This window comes from Cohnella pontilimi (genome assembly GCF_005049045.1).
GTDB lineage: Bacteria > Bacillota > Bacilli > Paenibacillales > Paenibacillaceae > Cohnella > Cohnella pontilimi.
In genome coordinates, this window is the sequence record NZ_SUPK01000009.1 from 108,857 (window position 1) to 123,771 (window position 14,915).

A 14,915-nucleotide genomic window follows, 5' to 3' on the forward strand; every position below is an offset into this window, starting at 1 on the left:
AGGCAATTAAACTTCAACCCGCGAAAGGCCGAATCGCCTCGCGCTCACCTTTCGCCGTGTTGACGAAGGTGAGCACTGCCATGGCGACGACGAAGAAGAAGGCGACCGCGAGAATGGCGTAACGGCTCGAGTCGGTGAACACTTTCACCAGCGCGAACATCAGCGGTCCCATGAAGGAGATGAGACGGCTGGTGAAGGTAAGGAAGCCGTTGAACTCGGCCGTACGGTCGGGCGGAATGAGCCGGCTGTAAATCGCTCTCGCCGTAGCCTGGGAACCGCCCTGCACCAACCCGACAAGCGCCGCAAGAATATAAAAATGAAGCGCGTTTTTCATAAAAAAGCCCAGCACGACTATAATCAAATACATCATTAAGGAGCCGTACAGCATCCTCTTGCCGCCGACACGCGAGGCCAAAGCCCCGAATGCCACTGTGGCCGGAAACCCGATGAACTGCGTAATCAGCAGGGCCGTAATCAAGTGGGTCGACTCGATGCCGATCGTCGTTCCATAGCTGGCCGCCATTACAATGACGGTATTGATGCCGTCAAACAAAAACCAGTAAGCGATCATATATTTCAACAATTCCGGATAATGGCTGATTTCCCGCAGCGTTTGCGCGAGTCGCTTCACGCCTTCCGCCACTTGGTTCCTTCTCCTCGCCGCTTCCGCAACCGGACGTTCCCGAACATGCCGGAAAATCGGAATGGAAAACAGCAGCCACCAAATGCCGACCATCACGAACGAAATTTGCGAAGGAGCGGAACCTTCCGCCGGCAGCCCGAACCATGTCGGCTTCAAGATCATCAGCAGATTGACGGCCAGCAGCAGGCCGCCTCCCAAATAGCCCATGGCGAAGCCTCGTGCGCTTACCCTCTCCCGGTTCGCGGGCGAAGCGACATCGTTCAGCAGCGCATCATAGAAATTGCCCGCTCCGCCGAAGCCGATCATGCCCACAACGACCAGCAGCGAAACGAACAACACATCGCCCTTGCCCGGCAACGCCATGCAAACACTGGCCGCCGCGCCGATAAATGTGAAAATGCGAAGATACGACTTCTTGTTGCCTGCCCGATCCGCCATCGCACCGAGCAGCGGCGACAGCAAGGCAATAACCAGCGCAGCCGCCGTTTGGGTAAAGCCCCAATCCGCATCGGTACCTCCGATCGCTTTCACGAAATAAATCGGCATGACCGCCGCCATAATCGTCGTGGCAAACGCCGAATTGGCCCAATCGTACATCACCCATGCTCTGACCTGCTTCCGGTCGTCCTGCAAACCGATCGCTCCTTCCGCCAAGCGGCGCTGTCTGACGCTAACCATTCGACAAAGCCATACGGAATCCTGTACCCGGCGAGCAGCTTTACATAAATTTTATGTGTCCGGCCATGCCGCAAGACCTGTCCTGCAGGGTTTTGCGGCCCGCCCCTAAATGCCCTATAATGGACTAAATGACAAAACCTTTTTATATCTTTTCATATGCTGATAAATATATTGAATGCAGGAGGCGGCCCGTTTGAACATTAGTCAGCTCGAGACGCTTCTCACGATTTCCAAAACGCTCAGTTTCCGCAAAGCGGGAGAGCATTTGAATTTGACCCAGCCCGCCGTTTCCGCGCAGATTAAAAGCCTGGAAGACGAATTCAAGGCGACGCTCGTGGACCGCAATCATCCGGTGACCTTGACCGATCGGGGCAAAGTATTTCTTGAACATGCGGAACGCATTCTGACCATTGTGGAAGAGTTGAAGCAGAAGCTGTCCGATCTCGACCATAATCCCCAAGGGCATATCGTGCTCGGGACCACCACCTCGATTGCGATTCAAATTTTGCCGCGGGTGCTTTCCTATTTTCAGAACCAGTTTCCGCTTATCAAAACGACAATCCAATCGATGTCCTCCTCCCAAGTGCACGCCAGCGTGGAAAACGGCACGGTGGACGTCGGAATCGGCTACTTATCCGAGCGAAGCGCGCAAGTCGAAACCTCGGTGCTGTATTACGATACGTTCGAACTCGTTACCTCTCCCCGGCATCCCCTGGCATCGCTCGAGAAGGTCACGGTGGGTATGCTGAAGGATGTGCCGATGATCATGCTGTCTCCGGACACCCAAGGGCGGCGGTTCGTCGACCGGGTGCTGCGGGAACACCAAATTACCCCGAATATCGCCATGGAGCTCAGCAGCAGCGAGGAAGTGAAGCGGATGGCGGAGCTCAACCTGGGGGCTGCGGTCGTTTCCAAGCTGTCGATCTCGGGAGAGTTAAAAAGGGGTACATTGAAAATGATACCCGTGAGCGAGCTGGAAGTCAGCCACCCGGTCGGCGTCATTACGAAATCCGGACGTTATTTGAGCAGCGCGATGAAGCAGTTTTTGAGCGATTTGAAAGGGATGCCCGAAGATCATTTCGTGGGCAGCGAATAAAGCGAATAAGGAGGATGCGGCCGTGAAATTCGACTTGCACACCCACAATGAGAGATGCGGACACGCAACGGGAACAATCGAGGATTATATACGCGCGGGGATCGAGGCCGGCCTGTCGGTCATCGGCATTTCCGATCATTCTCCCTTTTTCGCCCGTGAGGAAGATCATGCGGTTCCCGGCACGGCGATGGCGAAAAGCGAATTCAGCCGTTATGTGGCGGAAGTGCTGCGATTGAAGGAAAAGTACGCGGGACGCATCGAGGTGCTGCTCGGCGTGGAATCCGATTTTTTTCCTGAGCATCTGGAGGTTTACCGGCAAGCTTACGAGCCCTACCCTTTCGACTATATCATCGGATCCGTACATCAAATACACGGCGTCAGCATTTTTAATCGAAACCGGTGGACAAAGCTGAACGAACGGCAAAAAACCGATGTGAAAAAAAACTACTACGAACAAATCCGAGACTCCGCGCACACCGGACTTTTTCAAGTGCTGGGGCACATCGACGCCATGAAAGGTTACTATCCGGCTTTCGTCGACATTGCCGGCGCGGATGCGGAAATCGACGCCGCGCTTCAAGCGGTGGCGGAGCATGACATCGCCATCGAAATCAACACAAGCGGCAAAACGAAAGACGTTGGCGGTTGGTACCCTTCCGATGCGATTCTGGAAAGGGCTCTTCATTTCGGGGTCGATGTCACGTTCGGATCGGATGCGCATGTACCGGGCCGGGTCGGTGACGAATTGGACCTTGTCCGCTCAAGGCTGAAGGAAATCGGGTTTAAGCGTTGGGTGTTTTATCGCCAAAAACAAAAGATCGTCGTGCCGCTGTGACGAAAAGCGGTCTATAAAAAAAGGAACCCGCCAACGGTGGCAGGTTCAACAGAATATGAAAAAAGGGGGTCTTGGAACTAATTGTATCCGGGCTCTGCGACAGACACGTAACAGCAATGTTTCAATTGTGTAACAAAATGGGTACCAGATTTCAGCCCCGTTCGACCCATGTTCATGGTAATATATGTACTACACCGGGAGAAGGGGGTTTCCATCGTGGACAAGAACTCCGGGGAAGCTTACGATTTTCACCATTTGGAGCACGTCAAGGAACAGTCGAAATCCCGCAAAACGCTGTGGATTACGCTGATTCTCACTTTGTTTTTTACCGTCGTCGAGATTGTCGGCGGATTGCTGTCCAATTCGCTCGCGCTTTTGTCGGATTCCGCTCATATGGTGTCCGACGTCGTGGCGCTCGGCCTGAGTATGGCAGCGATCTACTTATCAACCCGTCAACCTAACGCCAAATACACGTTCGGCTATCTGCGCTTCGAAATTATTGCTTCCTTCCTCAACGGGCTCGCGCTTTGCGTCATTGCGGCCGGCATTTTTTATGAGGGCATCAGACGGTTCATTCATCCCGAGCCGTTGGAATTCGGACTGATGATCACGATCGCGTCGATCGGGTTCGTCGTCAACCTCGTGCTGACGATCGTGCTCAGCCGCAGCCATCATGAAGAAGAGAATTTGAACATCCAAAGCGCTTTGTGGCATTTTATCGGCGATCTGCTCAGTTCAGCAGGCGTTATCCTAGCAGCTATTATTATTTACTTCACCGATTGGCTGTTCATGGATCCGCTGATCAGTATGATCATCGGCGGCATTATATTTACGGGCGGCGCCAAAATCCTCCGCGAGTCTACACGGATTTTGATGGAATCGGTGCCGGAAAAGTTCGACCTCGAGGAAATCCGCAAGGAGCTCGGCAAGGTCGAAGGTGTCGAGGACGTTCACGAAATGCATTTGTGGGCCGTGTCCACCGATCATTATTCGCTGACGGCTCACATGTTCATTCGCGAAGACATTCAGCCGTTCTGCATCATTCTGGCCGCCAACGAGATGCTGAAGGAAAAGTACGGTATCACCCACTCCACGCTGCAAATGGAACATGCCACGATTCACCCTCACGGGGAATACGGCAAGCAGTTCCTGCTTCACCGGGAAGAGCGGCGGAACTGATCCATTGCCCGTTGACGAAGAAGGACCCTGCAGTGGCAGCATCTGCCGCCATCGCAGGGTCCTCATTTATTTTAAAGGAAGCTGTGGAATCCTAGCCTTATTGAAACAAAGCCGCATCAAGGGAGAAATCCCCTGTGACCGGACGGACAATTTATTTATTTACTTACTAATGTCAAGTATAATACAATTGTATAGTATTTACTTACTTTTCTGAAGCGCATGTGTTAAAATAGAGGAAAATCCTCAATCCCTGTCAACCGCGCTTCTCACCAAAGGGGGAAAAGTGTATGGATTTTACGAGAATGTGCCCCAAATACGAAGCGGCAGCCGACCTGCTGGGCAAAAAGTGGACGGGACTCATCATTCGCGTCCTCATGGGCGGCCCTAAGCGGTTCAAAGATATGAAGGAACAAATTCCGGATATGAGCGACAAAATGCTCACCGATCGCATGAAGGAACTCGAATCGCTCGGCGTGGTGAAGCGCTCCGTGTATCCGGAGATGCCGGTTCGCATCGAATACGAACTCACCGACAAAGGCAAAGATTTGCAAGAAGTCATTGAGTCGATTCAAGACTGGGGCGACAAGTGGATGTAACCGGAAATAGCAAAAAGACCGTTCCCCTCGGAACGGTCTTTTTGTTGTGCGCCTTCTCACGCATTCAACTGCGGCTCTCGCAGCGCGTCCATAGAAATCGGCATCGCTTCCTGCTCGATCGCCGGCGTGTTCCGCGGTTGTTTGCCGGATATGCTTTTGACCCACCCGGCATACAACCGGCCCATCGCCCGGAGGATCACCGGTACCAGCAGCACGAGCACCAACCCCACTCCGCCGTACACCCACGAACGCAAGTAGGACGACCAATCGGCAAACAGACTGTTCATCAAATAATCGTCGGCAAACAGATCATAGGCGTACATTCTGACGCTCACCTGGTAAGCTAGCGGCGAGAGCATGACCGCCCAGGCCGTGACCGGCAGGACGATCGCCGCAACGAACGCCGCTATGCCGATCGGCAGCTGTAATAGTCCGTACAACAAGCTGCGGTAGGAACGTCCCTGAACCAGCACGGCCAGCAGCGCTTTCCAGCCTTTCCACTGTCCCGTATGCTCGCTTGTCACGATCGGCTCATCTGTGGATCCATTCCGCCAATGATCCGTATACCTGCGCTCCGCGTCCATCATGCGGGTGCTCAGCACCAGCGTTTCCGCCAATAAAGGCAGCCCTATAAGAAAAACCGACAACGGCAGGCTCACGGATAAACCAGCCACCACCGTGAGGAGAGACGCCATTCCTTTCGGCAGCGATAAGATCAGCATCGTCCAAGCTCTTCCCGCGCTCTGCTTCTTCATGTTCACAAGTCCCCGCTTTCCCTGTTCTGCAACCCATTGTACGGGATTCGCACCGTTGTCGAATCCGCTTGCAGACGGGATGTGCGCTCGACCCAGGTCTAGTCATGCGAATCAGCTCGTATGTATTCCGCCCCTTTTGCCGTTATCCCGTTGACTCAGGTTGTCGACTTCCCTTGCCCCACAACAATCCTGAACGAGGGGGATAACCATAAAAGGATTTTTTCGGAGAAACCGGCCTCTGTGCAATTTACACTTATTGTTAAAAAAAGAGCCTGTTGATTCTCATCAACAGGCTCTCTGGAATATGTTACATGCCCAGCCACTTTTTGAACAGATGCTTGGTGGTGTCTTTGTTTATTGCTGCAATCGAAGTCGTGAGCGGAATGCCTTTCGGGCAAGAGCGCACGCAGTTTTGCGAGTTGCCGCAGCCTTCAATGCCGCCCTCGTCCATCAGCGCTTCCAGACGCTCATGCGCGTTCATCTCGCCCGTCGGGTGAGCGTTGAACAAGCGCACTTGCGAGATCGCGGCCGGTCCGATGAAGGAGTTGCGATCGTTGACGTTCGGGCATGCTTCGAGGCAAACGCCGCACGTCATGCACTTAGACAGCTCGTACGCCCACTGACGCTTCGATTCGGCCATCCGGGGTCCCGGTCCGAGATCGTAGGTTCCGTCGATCGGAATCCACGCTTTCACTTTTTTCAGTGCTTGGAACATCCGCTCGCGGTTAATGACAAGGTCACGGACAACCGGGAACGTGGACATCGGCTCCAGCCGGATCGGCTGCTCCAGCTTATCGACCAGCGCCGAGCAAGCTTGGCGGGGTTTGCCGTTGATGACCATAGAGCAGGCGCCGCAAACTTCTTCAAGACAGTTAGACTCCCATACGACCGGAGTCGTTTTGGCACCGTCCGCTTTGACGGGGTTTCGCTGAATCTCCATGAGCGCACTGATTACGTTCATGTTCGGACGATAAGGAATTTCAAACTCTTCCGTGTAAGGAGCAGCTTCCGGGCGTTCCCGGCGCGTGATGATGAACTTGACCGTACGTTGTTTGGTTGCCGTTTCCGCCATCGTTTAACCCTCCTTCTTCTTGTTGCTGGAGTAGTCGCGAATCCGCGGCTTGATCAGAGAGACGTCGACATCCTCATAGGAGATTTGCGGCCCCTCCGACGTCCACTTCGCTTTCGTCGTTTTGAGGAACTCTTCGTCGTTGCGGTCCGGGAATTCCGGCTTGTAGTGCGCGCCGCGGCTTTCGTTCCGCATCAGTGCTCCGACCGTCATCGCCTCGGCAAGCTCGAGCATGTTCCACAATTGGCGGGTAAAGGCCACTCCGGCGTTGTTCCAGCGCGCCGTGTCATTGATGTTGATCTTTTGGTAGCGCTGCTTCAGCTCTTTAATTTTGTTGACCGTCTGCTGCAGCTTGTCGTTGTAGCGAACGACGGTCATGTTGTTCGTCATCCACTCGCCGAGTTCCTTATGCAGGACATAAGCATTCTCGGTGCCGTCCATGGCGAGAACGGATTCGTATTTGCCGGTTTGGCGCTTGCTTTCGCGTTCGAACACGTTCTCCGAAACGTCCTCGGCCGACTTTTTCAAGCCTTTGATATATTCGATCGCTTTCGGCCCTGTCACCATGCCGCCGTAAATGGCGGACAGCAGCGAGTTGGCCCCCAGCCGGTTCGCGCCGTGATACTGGTATTCGCATTCGCCGCAGGCGAACAAGCCCGGGATGTTGGTCATCTGGTTGTAATCGACCCACATGCCGCCCATGGAGTAATGCACGGCAGGGAAAATTTTCATCGGAATTTTCCGCGGATCGTCGCCCATGAACTTTTCGTAAATCTCGATGATACCGCCGAGCTTCACGTCCAGTTCCTTCGGATCCTTGTGCGAAAGGTCGAGGTACACCATGTTCTCGCCGTTAATGCCGAGCTTCTGGTCGACGCATACGCTGAAAATCTCGCGTGTCGCAATGTCGCGGGGAACCAGGTTGCCGTATGCCGGGTATTTCTCTTCGAGGAAATACCACGGCTTGCCATCTTTGTAAGTCCAGATCCGGCCGCCTTCGCCGCGGGCGGATTCGCTCATCAGACGCAGCTTATCGTCGCCGGGAATGGCCGTCGGGTGAATTTGGATGAATTCCCCGTTCGCGTAATAAACGCCTTGCTGGTACACGGCGCTGGCTGCCGTTCCGGTGTTGATGACGGAGTTCGTCGTTTTGCCGAAAATGATACCGGGGCCGCCCGTGGCCAGAATAACCGCATCGGCTTTGAACGTTTTGACTTCCATTGAACGGAGGTTCTGTGCGGTAATTCCGCGGCATACCCCGTCATCGTCAATCACGACGGACAGAAATTCCCAATGTTCAAACTTCTCAACGAGTCCCGCGGCTTCCCAGCGGCGTACTTGCTCGTCCAACGCGTAGAGCAGCTGCTGGCCGGTCGTTGCGCCCGCGAATGCCGTGCGGTGATATTGCGTGCCGCCGAAACGGCGGAAGTCGAGCAGGCCTTCCGGTGTGCGGTTAAACATAACGCCCATACGGTCCATCAAGTGAATGATGCCCGGTGCAGCTTCGCACATGGCCTTAACTTGCGGCTGGTTCGCCAGGAAGTCGCCGCCGTATACCGTATCGTCAAAGTGCTCCCAAGGAGAATCGCCTTCGCCCTTCGTATTCACCGCGCCGTTGATGCCGCCTTGGGCACATACGGAGTGGGAACGTTTCACCGGTACAACCGAGAACAGATCGACGTTCATCCCGGCTTCCCCGGCTTTCACGGTTGCCATGAGACCGGCCAAACCGCCGCCGACGACAATGATTTTATTTTTTGCCATGATGCCTTACCCCCCTTAACCGAACATGACCGGGCTGAATGCTGCCGCAGCCGAAGCGAATTCGTCGCTGCGGAATGCAAAGAGAGACAGCAGGAACAGCACGGACACGATAACGAAAATGCCCATACAAATGTTCGAGGAAATGCGCTGAGCCCGCGGGCCCACCGTGATTCCCCAACTGACGAGAAACGCCCAAAGACCGTTGGAAAAATGGAATACGGCCGCGATGACCGCGATGAAATAAATCACAAAATAGACGGGGTTGCTTACGATCCCGTTCATGTGATTTCCGAGCTCCTCATACGTCGTGTTCCCCAAAGCTACTTGAACGCGGGTGTTCCAAACGTGCCAGAACACGAAAATAAAGGTAATGACCCCGGTAATCCGCTGCAGTGCGAACGCCCAGTTGCGCCCGTAACTGAATCGGCCCGTGTTGTAGTTCGACTGGTACGCGATGTAAAGTCCGTACACTCCGTGGAACAGGATGGGCAGCCAAATAATGAATAGTTCGAGGAAAAAGACGAGCGGCAGCTTATGGATGCCGTGGACGGCGTCCACAAACCCCTGTTGCCCTCCCTCGAATGCGGCATAGTTCGTCAGGGCGTGTTCAATGAAAAAAAGCCCCAGCGGAATTACCCCGAGCAGCGAGTGCAGTTTGCGCGGCAAGTACGAATTTCCACTCATGTCGTTGAACGATCTCCTTTCGCGTCCGAACGGTTGACGCCTGCCCGGCAAATGCCGCCACAATCCGTCACCGTTTTGTCACCGCTTTATAGCTTACTCTTTTTTTGCTTATAATGGAATTGCTTATTTTTTATAAATTGTTATGACGATTTTGCATATGATAAAGGTGGATCCCCATGCTGGAAGATATGCGTTTTTTTGCCGCCATTGTAGAACATACTAGCCTGAACAAAGCCGCGGACAGACTGAACGTTTCGCAGCCGGCCTTGTCCCGCCGCATCGCGAAACTCGAGTCCGAATTGGGCGTGCAGCTGTTCCGGCGTGTCGGCAAACGTCTGGAGCTCACGGCCGCGGGGCAGCTCACTTATGATTTCGCCATCGAGCTTCGGCGATTCCACGGCGAATATTTGCAAAAGCTTAACGCCTTCAAATCCGAGGAAGCACCGGTATTGACCATTGGGGCCAGCCTCACCACCCTGCAGACGACGCTGCCCGATTGGATCAAGGCGATGACCGAAAAGCATCCGAATCTGGAGATCAAGGTCGTCACCGGCAAAACCCACGAAATCGCGTCGCTCGTGAAGGAACGCAAGGTCGATTTCGGTCTTGTGGCGTCGGCGGTAGACGATGATGCTTCCATTACAAGTTTACCACTATTCGAAGATCATCTCATGCTCGTGCTCCCCAAAGCTTCATTTATTTTGGAGAAATCGCAGCTGGAGATGTCGGATTTGAACGGTCTGCCGATGATCCTGTTCGCTCCGGGCACGTGGTACCGCACGCTGACCGACGAGCTGTTTCGCCGTCATGGTGTAAAACCGGACGTGCAGATGGAAATCGACTCTTTCGAGGCGATCGTGCGGTTAATGTCGGCTTGCCGCGCCGGCACGCTGCTGCCTAAATCGTATGTCCGCCCTCAGCTGCTGGCCGATAACGATCTGTACGTCGTGCGCGTGCGGGATTTGGAGCAAACGAAGCGAACGACATCGCTCATCCATGGAGATCCCGCATGGTTAACGCCTCCAATCCGTTACCTGATTGAGGAAACGACGGCCCATTTCGCCCGCGGCGCCCACCTCCCGAAAGAGCCGTCGTGACGCGGCTTTTCGGCTTCATGGCAGGAGTTACCGGTAGGATTGACCGGAAGGTCTATGTTATCCTCAGTAGCGACACAAAATCGGCCAAAACCCGAAAGGGTGCGGGGGAACCGCAACACCGTGCGGCAGTGCCGCCACTTGGGGTGAATCGCAGAGCAGCTTTGCGTAGGGTTGAACTCCCAGCCCGAACCCGACAACTAACCTCGCCGGCCTCTATAAGGAGGAAGTTTAATGAACCGACTCAATTGGAAAAAGGCGGGACTCCGTGCCGCCGCATTCGCCCTCGGAGGCGCGCTGCTTCTCCCCGGATTGACCGCCCATGCAGCCGCAGCCAACTACACCGCAACCGACAGCGACACCTTTTGGAAGCTGTCCAAGAAGTTTAACATCCCTCTGAACACATTGATGGCGGCCAACCCGAAGGTGAACCCGTATAACATTTACGCGGGTCTCAAATTAACCATCCCTTCCGGTTCTGTGAAAGTGCAAGCCGCGCAAACCGTGACGACGATGAAGGGAGAGTCGCTGGCTTACAAGAAAGTGCTGCAAGTGAAAGCCAGCGCTTACTCCGCCTCGGTCGCGGAAAATGCCTGGGGTCCTGTGGATTACTTCGGAAAACCGCTCAAACTGGGCACCATTGCTGTGGATCCGAAAATTATCCCGCTCGGCTCCAAAGTGTATATCACGGGTTACGATTTTAATGGCCTGCCGAAAGGCGGCATGATCGCGACGGCGACGGACTCCGGCAGCGCGATCAAAGGCAACCGGATCGACATATTCATCCCGGGCTCCCGCTCTTACGTGTCGAAGTTCGGTATGCAGAATGTGAAGGTCTACGTATTGAAATAACCCGCATCCCTCCAATTGAACACGAAAAAGCTCCCCGGCGGGGAGCTTTTTTCCTTTTTGCCTGAGGCCGCCCATCCGTCAAGGCAGCGGAATGTTCAGGTTATGCTGTTCCGGCACGTCCAGCAGTTCCGTTAACGTCACCAGCTCATAGCCGTTGTTCCGGAGCCAATCGATGATGCGGGGCAGCGCGTCCACCGTTCCGGACAAGTTTTGTCCCGCTCCACCTCCCGCATGCATCAGAACGACCGAGCCCGGACGAACCGTACGGGTAACGTTGCGGTAAATTTTGTTGCCGGTCAACTGTTTCCAGTCATACGAATCTACATCCCAATTGACGACCGTGTATCTTTCTTTCTTGGCCCACTTCACCTGATCCTGCAATATTTCCCCGTAAGGCGGCCGGATAAGACGGGGCTTAAAGCCGACGACATTCAGAAGCAGCGTCTCGGTTCGCCGGATTTGCTCCTGCATTTTGCCGAGAGGCAGCTTCGAGAAATCGGGATGAAAGTAAGAATGATTGCCGATCACGTGTCCTTCCCGATGAATTCTTTTCACGAGGCCGGGATGTTTCTTCGTCCGGGAACCGACGACAAAAAAGGTGGCACGCACTTTTTTCTTCTTTAAAATGTCCAGTACTTTCGGCGTGTAGCGGGGGTCAGGCACGTCATCGAAGGTCAGTGCGACCTTCCGCGTCTCCCGGGTGGCGGACAGCACGAAGACGCCATGATAGCGGCGCTGAAGCTCCGACCAAGGCATTTTGTCCGGCTTGCCGGCTGCCTGTTTTTCGAATGCGGACAAAAACAAAAGAGTGACGGCGCCCGTAAGCGACATCGCCACTCTCAACCAACGAGAGCTTGCCATCCTGTCCACCCTTGGAAAAAGAATTCCCTAGACTGCTCTCTTTAGCTTAGGCTTGTACCCTCCGCTTCATTCAGGAAGCAGAGGGTTTTTCCTCCAACCCGAGCCGTCTAGCCAGCCAAGCCGTCGTGCTTGCCTGCACCAGGATCGTGAACACGATGGCCATGAACACGACCGCGGATAACCGGTCGGCGCCGGCTATGCCCGTCGCGACGATCATGCCGGAGAGCGCCGCCGGGATGACCCCGGTCTCCCTCACCCAGCACATGAACAGCAGTTCCCGCGAGGACCAGCGGGTTCTGACGTCCGGCAAGGCGGAGGCGTAAACCGCCAACGGACGCGCGATAAAGACGAGTGTCAGCACGACGGCCAGCGCCGGCCACAAATATTCGCGCAGCAGCGCGAAGTTCACCTGACTGCCGAGCAGCACGAAAATAAACATGCGCATAATGACAGCCGCATGGTCGGCCACGTGGCCCATCTCTTCCTGTTTTTCCTCCATGGACAGCCCGAACTGGCTTGCATTTCCCCATACGACACCCGCGGTGAAGGTGGCCATCAGTCCGCTGACGTGAAACGCTTCCCCGAGCACGTAAGAGCCGATGGCCACAAAAAGCATCGTCAGCGAGGCGTAATCGCGGAAAAAACCCCATTTGGGATGCGCCGCAAGATAGGCCAAGACCGCCGACACAACTGCGCCGACGGCCAGCCCGCCCACCGCCGTCTTGATGAAATCCCATGAAATATGCCCGATGTCCAGCGTCCCGCCGCCGGTCAATACGGCAAGAAGAGAGAATGTCAAAATGGAGCCGGTTGCGTCGTTAAAAGCGGACTCGCTCTCCACCGTTTCGCGCAGCCGGGTCCGGACTTTCACCTGCCGGAACACCGGAATGATGGTCGCCGGATCCGTCGAAGATATCACCGCACCGATCAGCAGTGCCGTCGTCCAATCCAGTCCGAACGCCAGTTTCGCGGCGAATCCCGCTATTCCGGCGGTGACCAATACGCCCACAATACTCAGCAAAGTAATGGTGAGACCGACCTGTTTCAGACCGTGCCACCGTATGTTGCGTCCGCCGTCGAACAAAATCAGCGCCGATCCGACCGCGAGAATGAGCTGGTTCGTCAAGGAGCCGCTCGTCTCCGATATCCAATGTAAACCCGAGCCCAGCAGCATGCCGGCCGCGATGAACAACACGACATCGGGCAAACGCAGCCATGCAGCGATCCTTCCGGACAGAATGCCAGCTCCCAGAACCAACAAAACCAATAAAAGCAAATGATGTACGATTTCTGTTGTCGTCTGTTCCATTTTAAGAATGACTCCCCGCGAACGAAGTATATTATTGTCTCACAATATATCCCACAGTATATAAGAACATTAACCGATCATACAACGACAACGACAGCGACAGCGCCACTCTTGAGGGTCCGTTACATCAGATACCTGAAATAAATATAAATATTGGCGAAGACAATCGACAAAAGCATGAGCGGGAACCCGAATTTCAAAAATTTAAAGAACGGGATCGGATGCCCCTCTCTGCCGGCGACACCCGCCACGATGAGATTTGCGCTCGCGCCTACCAGCGTGCCGTTCCCTCCCAGACACGCTCCTAATGCCAGGCTCCACCATAATGGCTCTAAATTTTCTACCCCCATTCGGCCCATCTCCTGAATCATCGGAATCATGGTTGCCACAAACGGGATGTTATCGACAAATGCAGAGGCAATGGCGCTAAGCCATAGGATGAGCACGGATGCGGCAACCGGATCTCCCCCTGTCCATTCGATTGCGCGGGCGGCGAATTCGGCAATTACGCCCGTTTCAATCAATCCGGATACCAGCACAAACAAGCCGACGAAGAAGAAGATGGTGGTCCATTCCACGCGAGCCAGCGCTTGTTCCATCATGTGCTCGCCCGTCAACAATAGAAGCAGAAAAGCACCCGCCAATGCGACAGTCGCGGATTCGAGATGAAGCGCCTGATGCAGGAAAAACCCTAGAATCGTTAAACCCAATACGGCCAGGCATTTGCGCAGCAGTTTAGGATTTTTGATCAGTTTTGCGGTGTCGATGTTCAATAATTCATGTTTGAGTTCCGTGGTCGTCTGCAGTTTATTTCGGTAAATGAGAATAAAGAGCGCCATGTAAACGATCAAAATAATTATCGCAATTGGAGCCAGGTTCTCTATAAACGCCATAAATGTCAGCTCCTTCACCGCGCTGCCGATCATAATATTCGGCGGATCTCCGATAAGCGTTGCGGTACCTCCGACGTTACATACGACGATCTGGGTCATCAGAAACGGAAGCGGACTGACCTTCAGCCTCCTCGTGATGTCGAGGGTAACCGGCACCATGAGCAGTACCGTCGTCACATTGTCCAAAAAGGCCGAGCCGACCGCCGTGACCAGCGAAAGTGCGACAAGAATGCGCACAGGCTCGCCTTTCGCTTTTTTCGCGGCTATTACGGCAATGGAAGTAAACAAGCCGGTTTCGGCGGTAATGCTGACGATGACCATCATGCCCACGAGTAACCCCAGCGTGTTGAAATCGATATGATGCAGCGCAGTTTCTTGATCGACGATGCCCAGCAGGATCATCAGAATTCCGCCGATCATCGCCGTGATCGTCCGGTGGATTTTTTCCGAAATGATAAGTGCGTAAATGATCAAAAACAGGGCAATCGCCCAAATGGCTTGTTGTTCCATCCTGACCTCCCGTTTCACGCTTATCGTTCCAAACTGTAGAATCCCCGAAAAATACAAAAAGAGCCCGCTGTTGGCAGGCTCCTCCAGGTAACTCCGC

The 14,915-nt window shown here is 54.3% G+C and carries 14 protein-coding genes and 1 riboswitch; of the genes, 6 read left to right on the top strand and 8 right to left on the bottom strand.

Annotation, left to right across the window (positions count from 1 at the left end; translation table 11 throughout):
• Positions 1-13: 13 nt before the first annotated feature.
• On the bottom strand, positions 14-1,321 hold the full coding sequence (locus E5161_RS17580; protein ID WP_136779199.1) for an MFS transporter: 1,308 nt from the start codon (positions 1,319-1,321) through the stop codon (positions 14-16).
• Positions 1,322-1,514: 193 nt separating this feature from the next.
• Here E5161_RS17580 and E5161_RS17585 point away from each other — a divergent pair, with 193 nt between their 5' ends.
• The 4 genes from E5161_RS17585 (at position 1,515) to E5161_RS17600 (ending at position 5,027) form a co-directional block, all read left to right on the top strand.
• Positions 1,515-2,417 (top strand): LysR family transcriptional regulator, encoded by a 903-nt coding sequence (locus tag E5161_RS17585; RefSeq protein WP_136779200.1) that lies wholly within the window; start codon positions 1,515-1,517, stop codon positions 2,415-2,417.
• Positions 2,418-2,439: 22 nt separating this feature from the next.
• Positions 2,440-3,252, top strand: a complete 813-nt coding sequence (locus E5161_RS17590) for a histidinol-phosphatase (RefSeq protein WP_136779201.1) — start codon at positions 2,440-2,442, stop codon at positions 3,250-3,252.
• A 216-nt stretch (positions 3,253-3,468) separates the two neighbouring features.
• Positions 3,469-4,431 carry a cation diffusion facilitator family transporter gene (locus tag E5161_RS17595; protein WP_246042387.1) on the top strand — a complete coding sequence of 321 codons (963 nt, stop codon included), beginning with the start codon at positions 3,469-3,471 and terminating at the stop codon, positions 4,429-4,431.
• Positions 4,432-4,718: 287 nt separating this feature from the next.
• On the top strand, positions 4,719-5,027 hold the full coding sequence (locus E5161_RS17600; RefSeq protein ID WP_136779203.1) for a winged helix-turn-helix transcriptional regulator: 309 nt from the start codon (positions 4,719-4,721) through the stop codon (positions 5,025-5,027).
• Positions 5,028-5,083: 56 nt separating this feature from the next.
• Here the strand turns inward: E5161_RS17600 and E5161_RS17605 are convergent, their stop codons facing one another.
• The 4 genes from E5161_RS17605 to E5161_RS17620 all read right to left on the bottom strand — a co-directional run bounded on the left by E5161_RS17605 (position 5,084) and on the right by E5161_RS17620 (position 9,299).
• The gene (locus E5161_RS17605; protein ID WP_136779204.1) at positions 5,084-5,782 is read right to left on the bottom strand and encodes a sensor domain-containing protein; all 699 of its coding nucleotides are present in this window, start codon (positions 5,780-5,782) and stop codon (positions 5,084-5,086) included.
• 307 nt (positions 5,783-6,089) lie between these two features.
• Positions 6,090-6,854, bottom strand: a complete 765-nt coding sequence (gene sdhB, locus E5161_RS17610) for a succinate dehydrogenase iron-sulfur subunit (protein ID WP_136779205.1) — start codon at positions 6,852-6,854, stop codon at positions 6,090-6,092.
• A gap of 3 nt (positions 6,855-6,857) precedes the next feature.
• On the bottom strand, positions 6,858-8,615 hold the full coding sequence (gene sdhA, locus E5161_RS17615) for a succinate dehydrogenase flavoprotein subunit (RefSeq protein ID WP_136779206.1): 1,758 nt from the start codon (positions 8,613-8,615) through the stop codon (positions 6,858-6,860).
• Between the two features lie 15 nt (positions 8,616-8,630).
• Positions 8,631-9,299 (bottom strand): succinate dehydrogenase cytochrome b558 subunit, encoded by a 669-nt coding sequence (locus E5161_RS17620; protein WP_136779207.1) that lies wholly within the window; start codon positions 9,297-9,299, stop codon positions 8,631-8,633.
• Positions 9,300-9,475: 176 nt separating this feature from the next.
• On the opposite strand from E5161_RS17620, the gene E5161_RS17625 reads away from it, so the two are divergent.
• Positions 9,476-10,396 (top strand): LysR family transcriptional regulator, encoded by a 921-nt coding sequence (locus tag E5161_RS17625; RefSeq protein WP_211246761.1) that lies wholly within the window; start codon positions 9,476-9,478, stop codon positions 10,394-10,396.
• Positions 10,397-10,468: 72 nt separating this feature from the next.
• A riboswitch (cyclic di-AMP (ydaO/yuaA leader) is annotated at positions 10,469-10,624 on the top strand.
• Between the two features lie 3 nt (positions 10,625-10,627).
• The gene (locus E5161_RS17630) at positions 10,628-11,245 is read left to right on the top strand and encodes a 3D domain-containing protein (protein WP_136779208.1); all 618 of its coding nucleotides are present in this window, start codon (positions 10,628-10,630) and stop codon (positions 11,243-11,245) included.
• 78 nt (positions 11,246-11,323) lie between these two features.
• Here E5161_RS17630 and E5161_RS17635 read toward each other — a convergent pair whose 3' ends face one another.
• The 3 genes from E5161_RS17635 to E5161_RS17645 all read right to left on the bottom strand — a co-directional run bounded on the left by E5161_RS17635 (position 11,324) and on the right by E5161_RS17645 (position 14,818).
• A complete protein-coding gene (locus tag E5161_RS17635; protein WP_136779209.1) occupies positions 11,324-12,106 on the bottom strand; it encodes a polysaccharide deacetylase family protein in 783 nt (260 codons plus the stop codon).
• A 70-nt stretch (positions 12,107-12,176) separates the two neighbouring features.
• On the bottom strand, positions 12,177-13,415 hold the full coding sequence (locus E5161_RS17640; RefSeq protein ID WP_136779210.1) for a cation:proton antiporter: 1,239 nt from the start codon (positions 13,413-13,415) through the stop codon (positions 12,177-12,179).
• 122 nt (positions 13,416-13,537) lie between these two features.
• Positions 13,538-14,818: an ArsB/NhaD family transporter gene (locus tag E5161_RS17645; RefSeq protein WP_136779211.1), complete on the bottom strand. Its 1,281-nt coding sequence runs from the start codon at positions 14,816-14,818 to the stop codon at positions 13,538-13,540.
• Positions 14,819-14,915 lie beyond the last annotated feature (97 nt).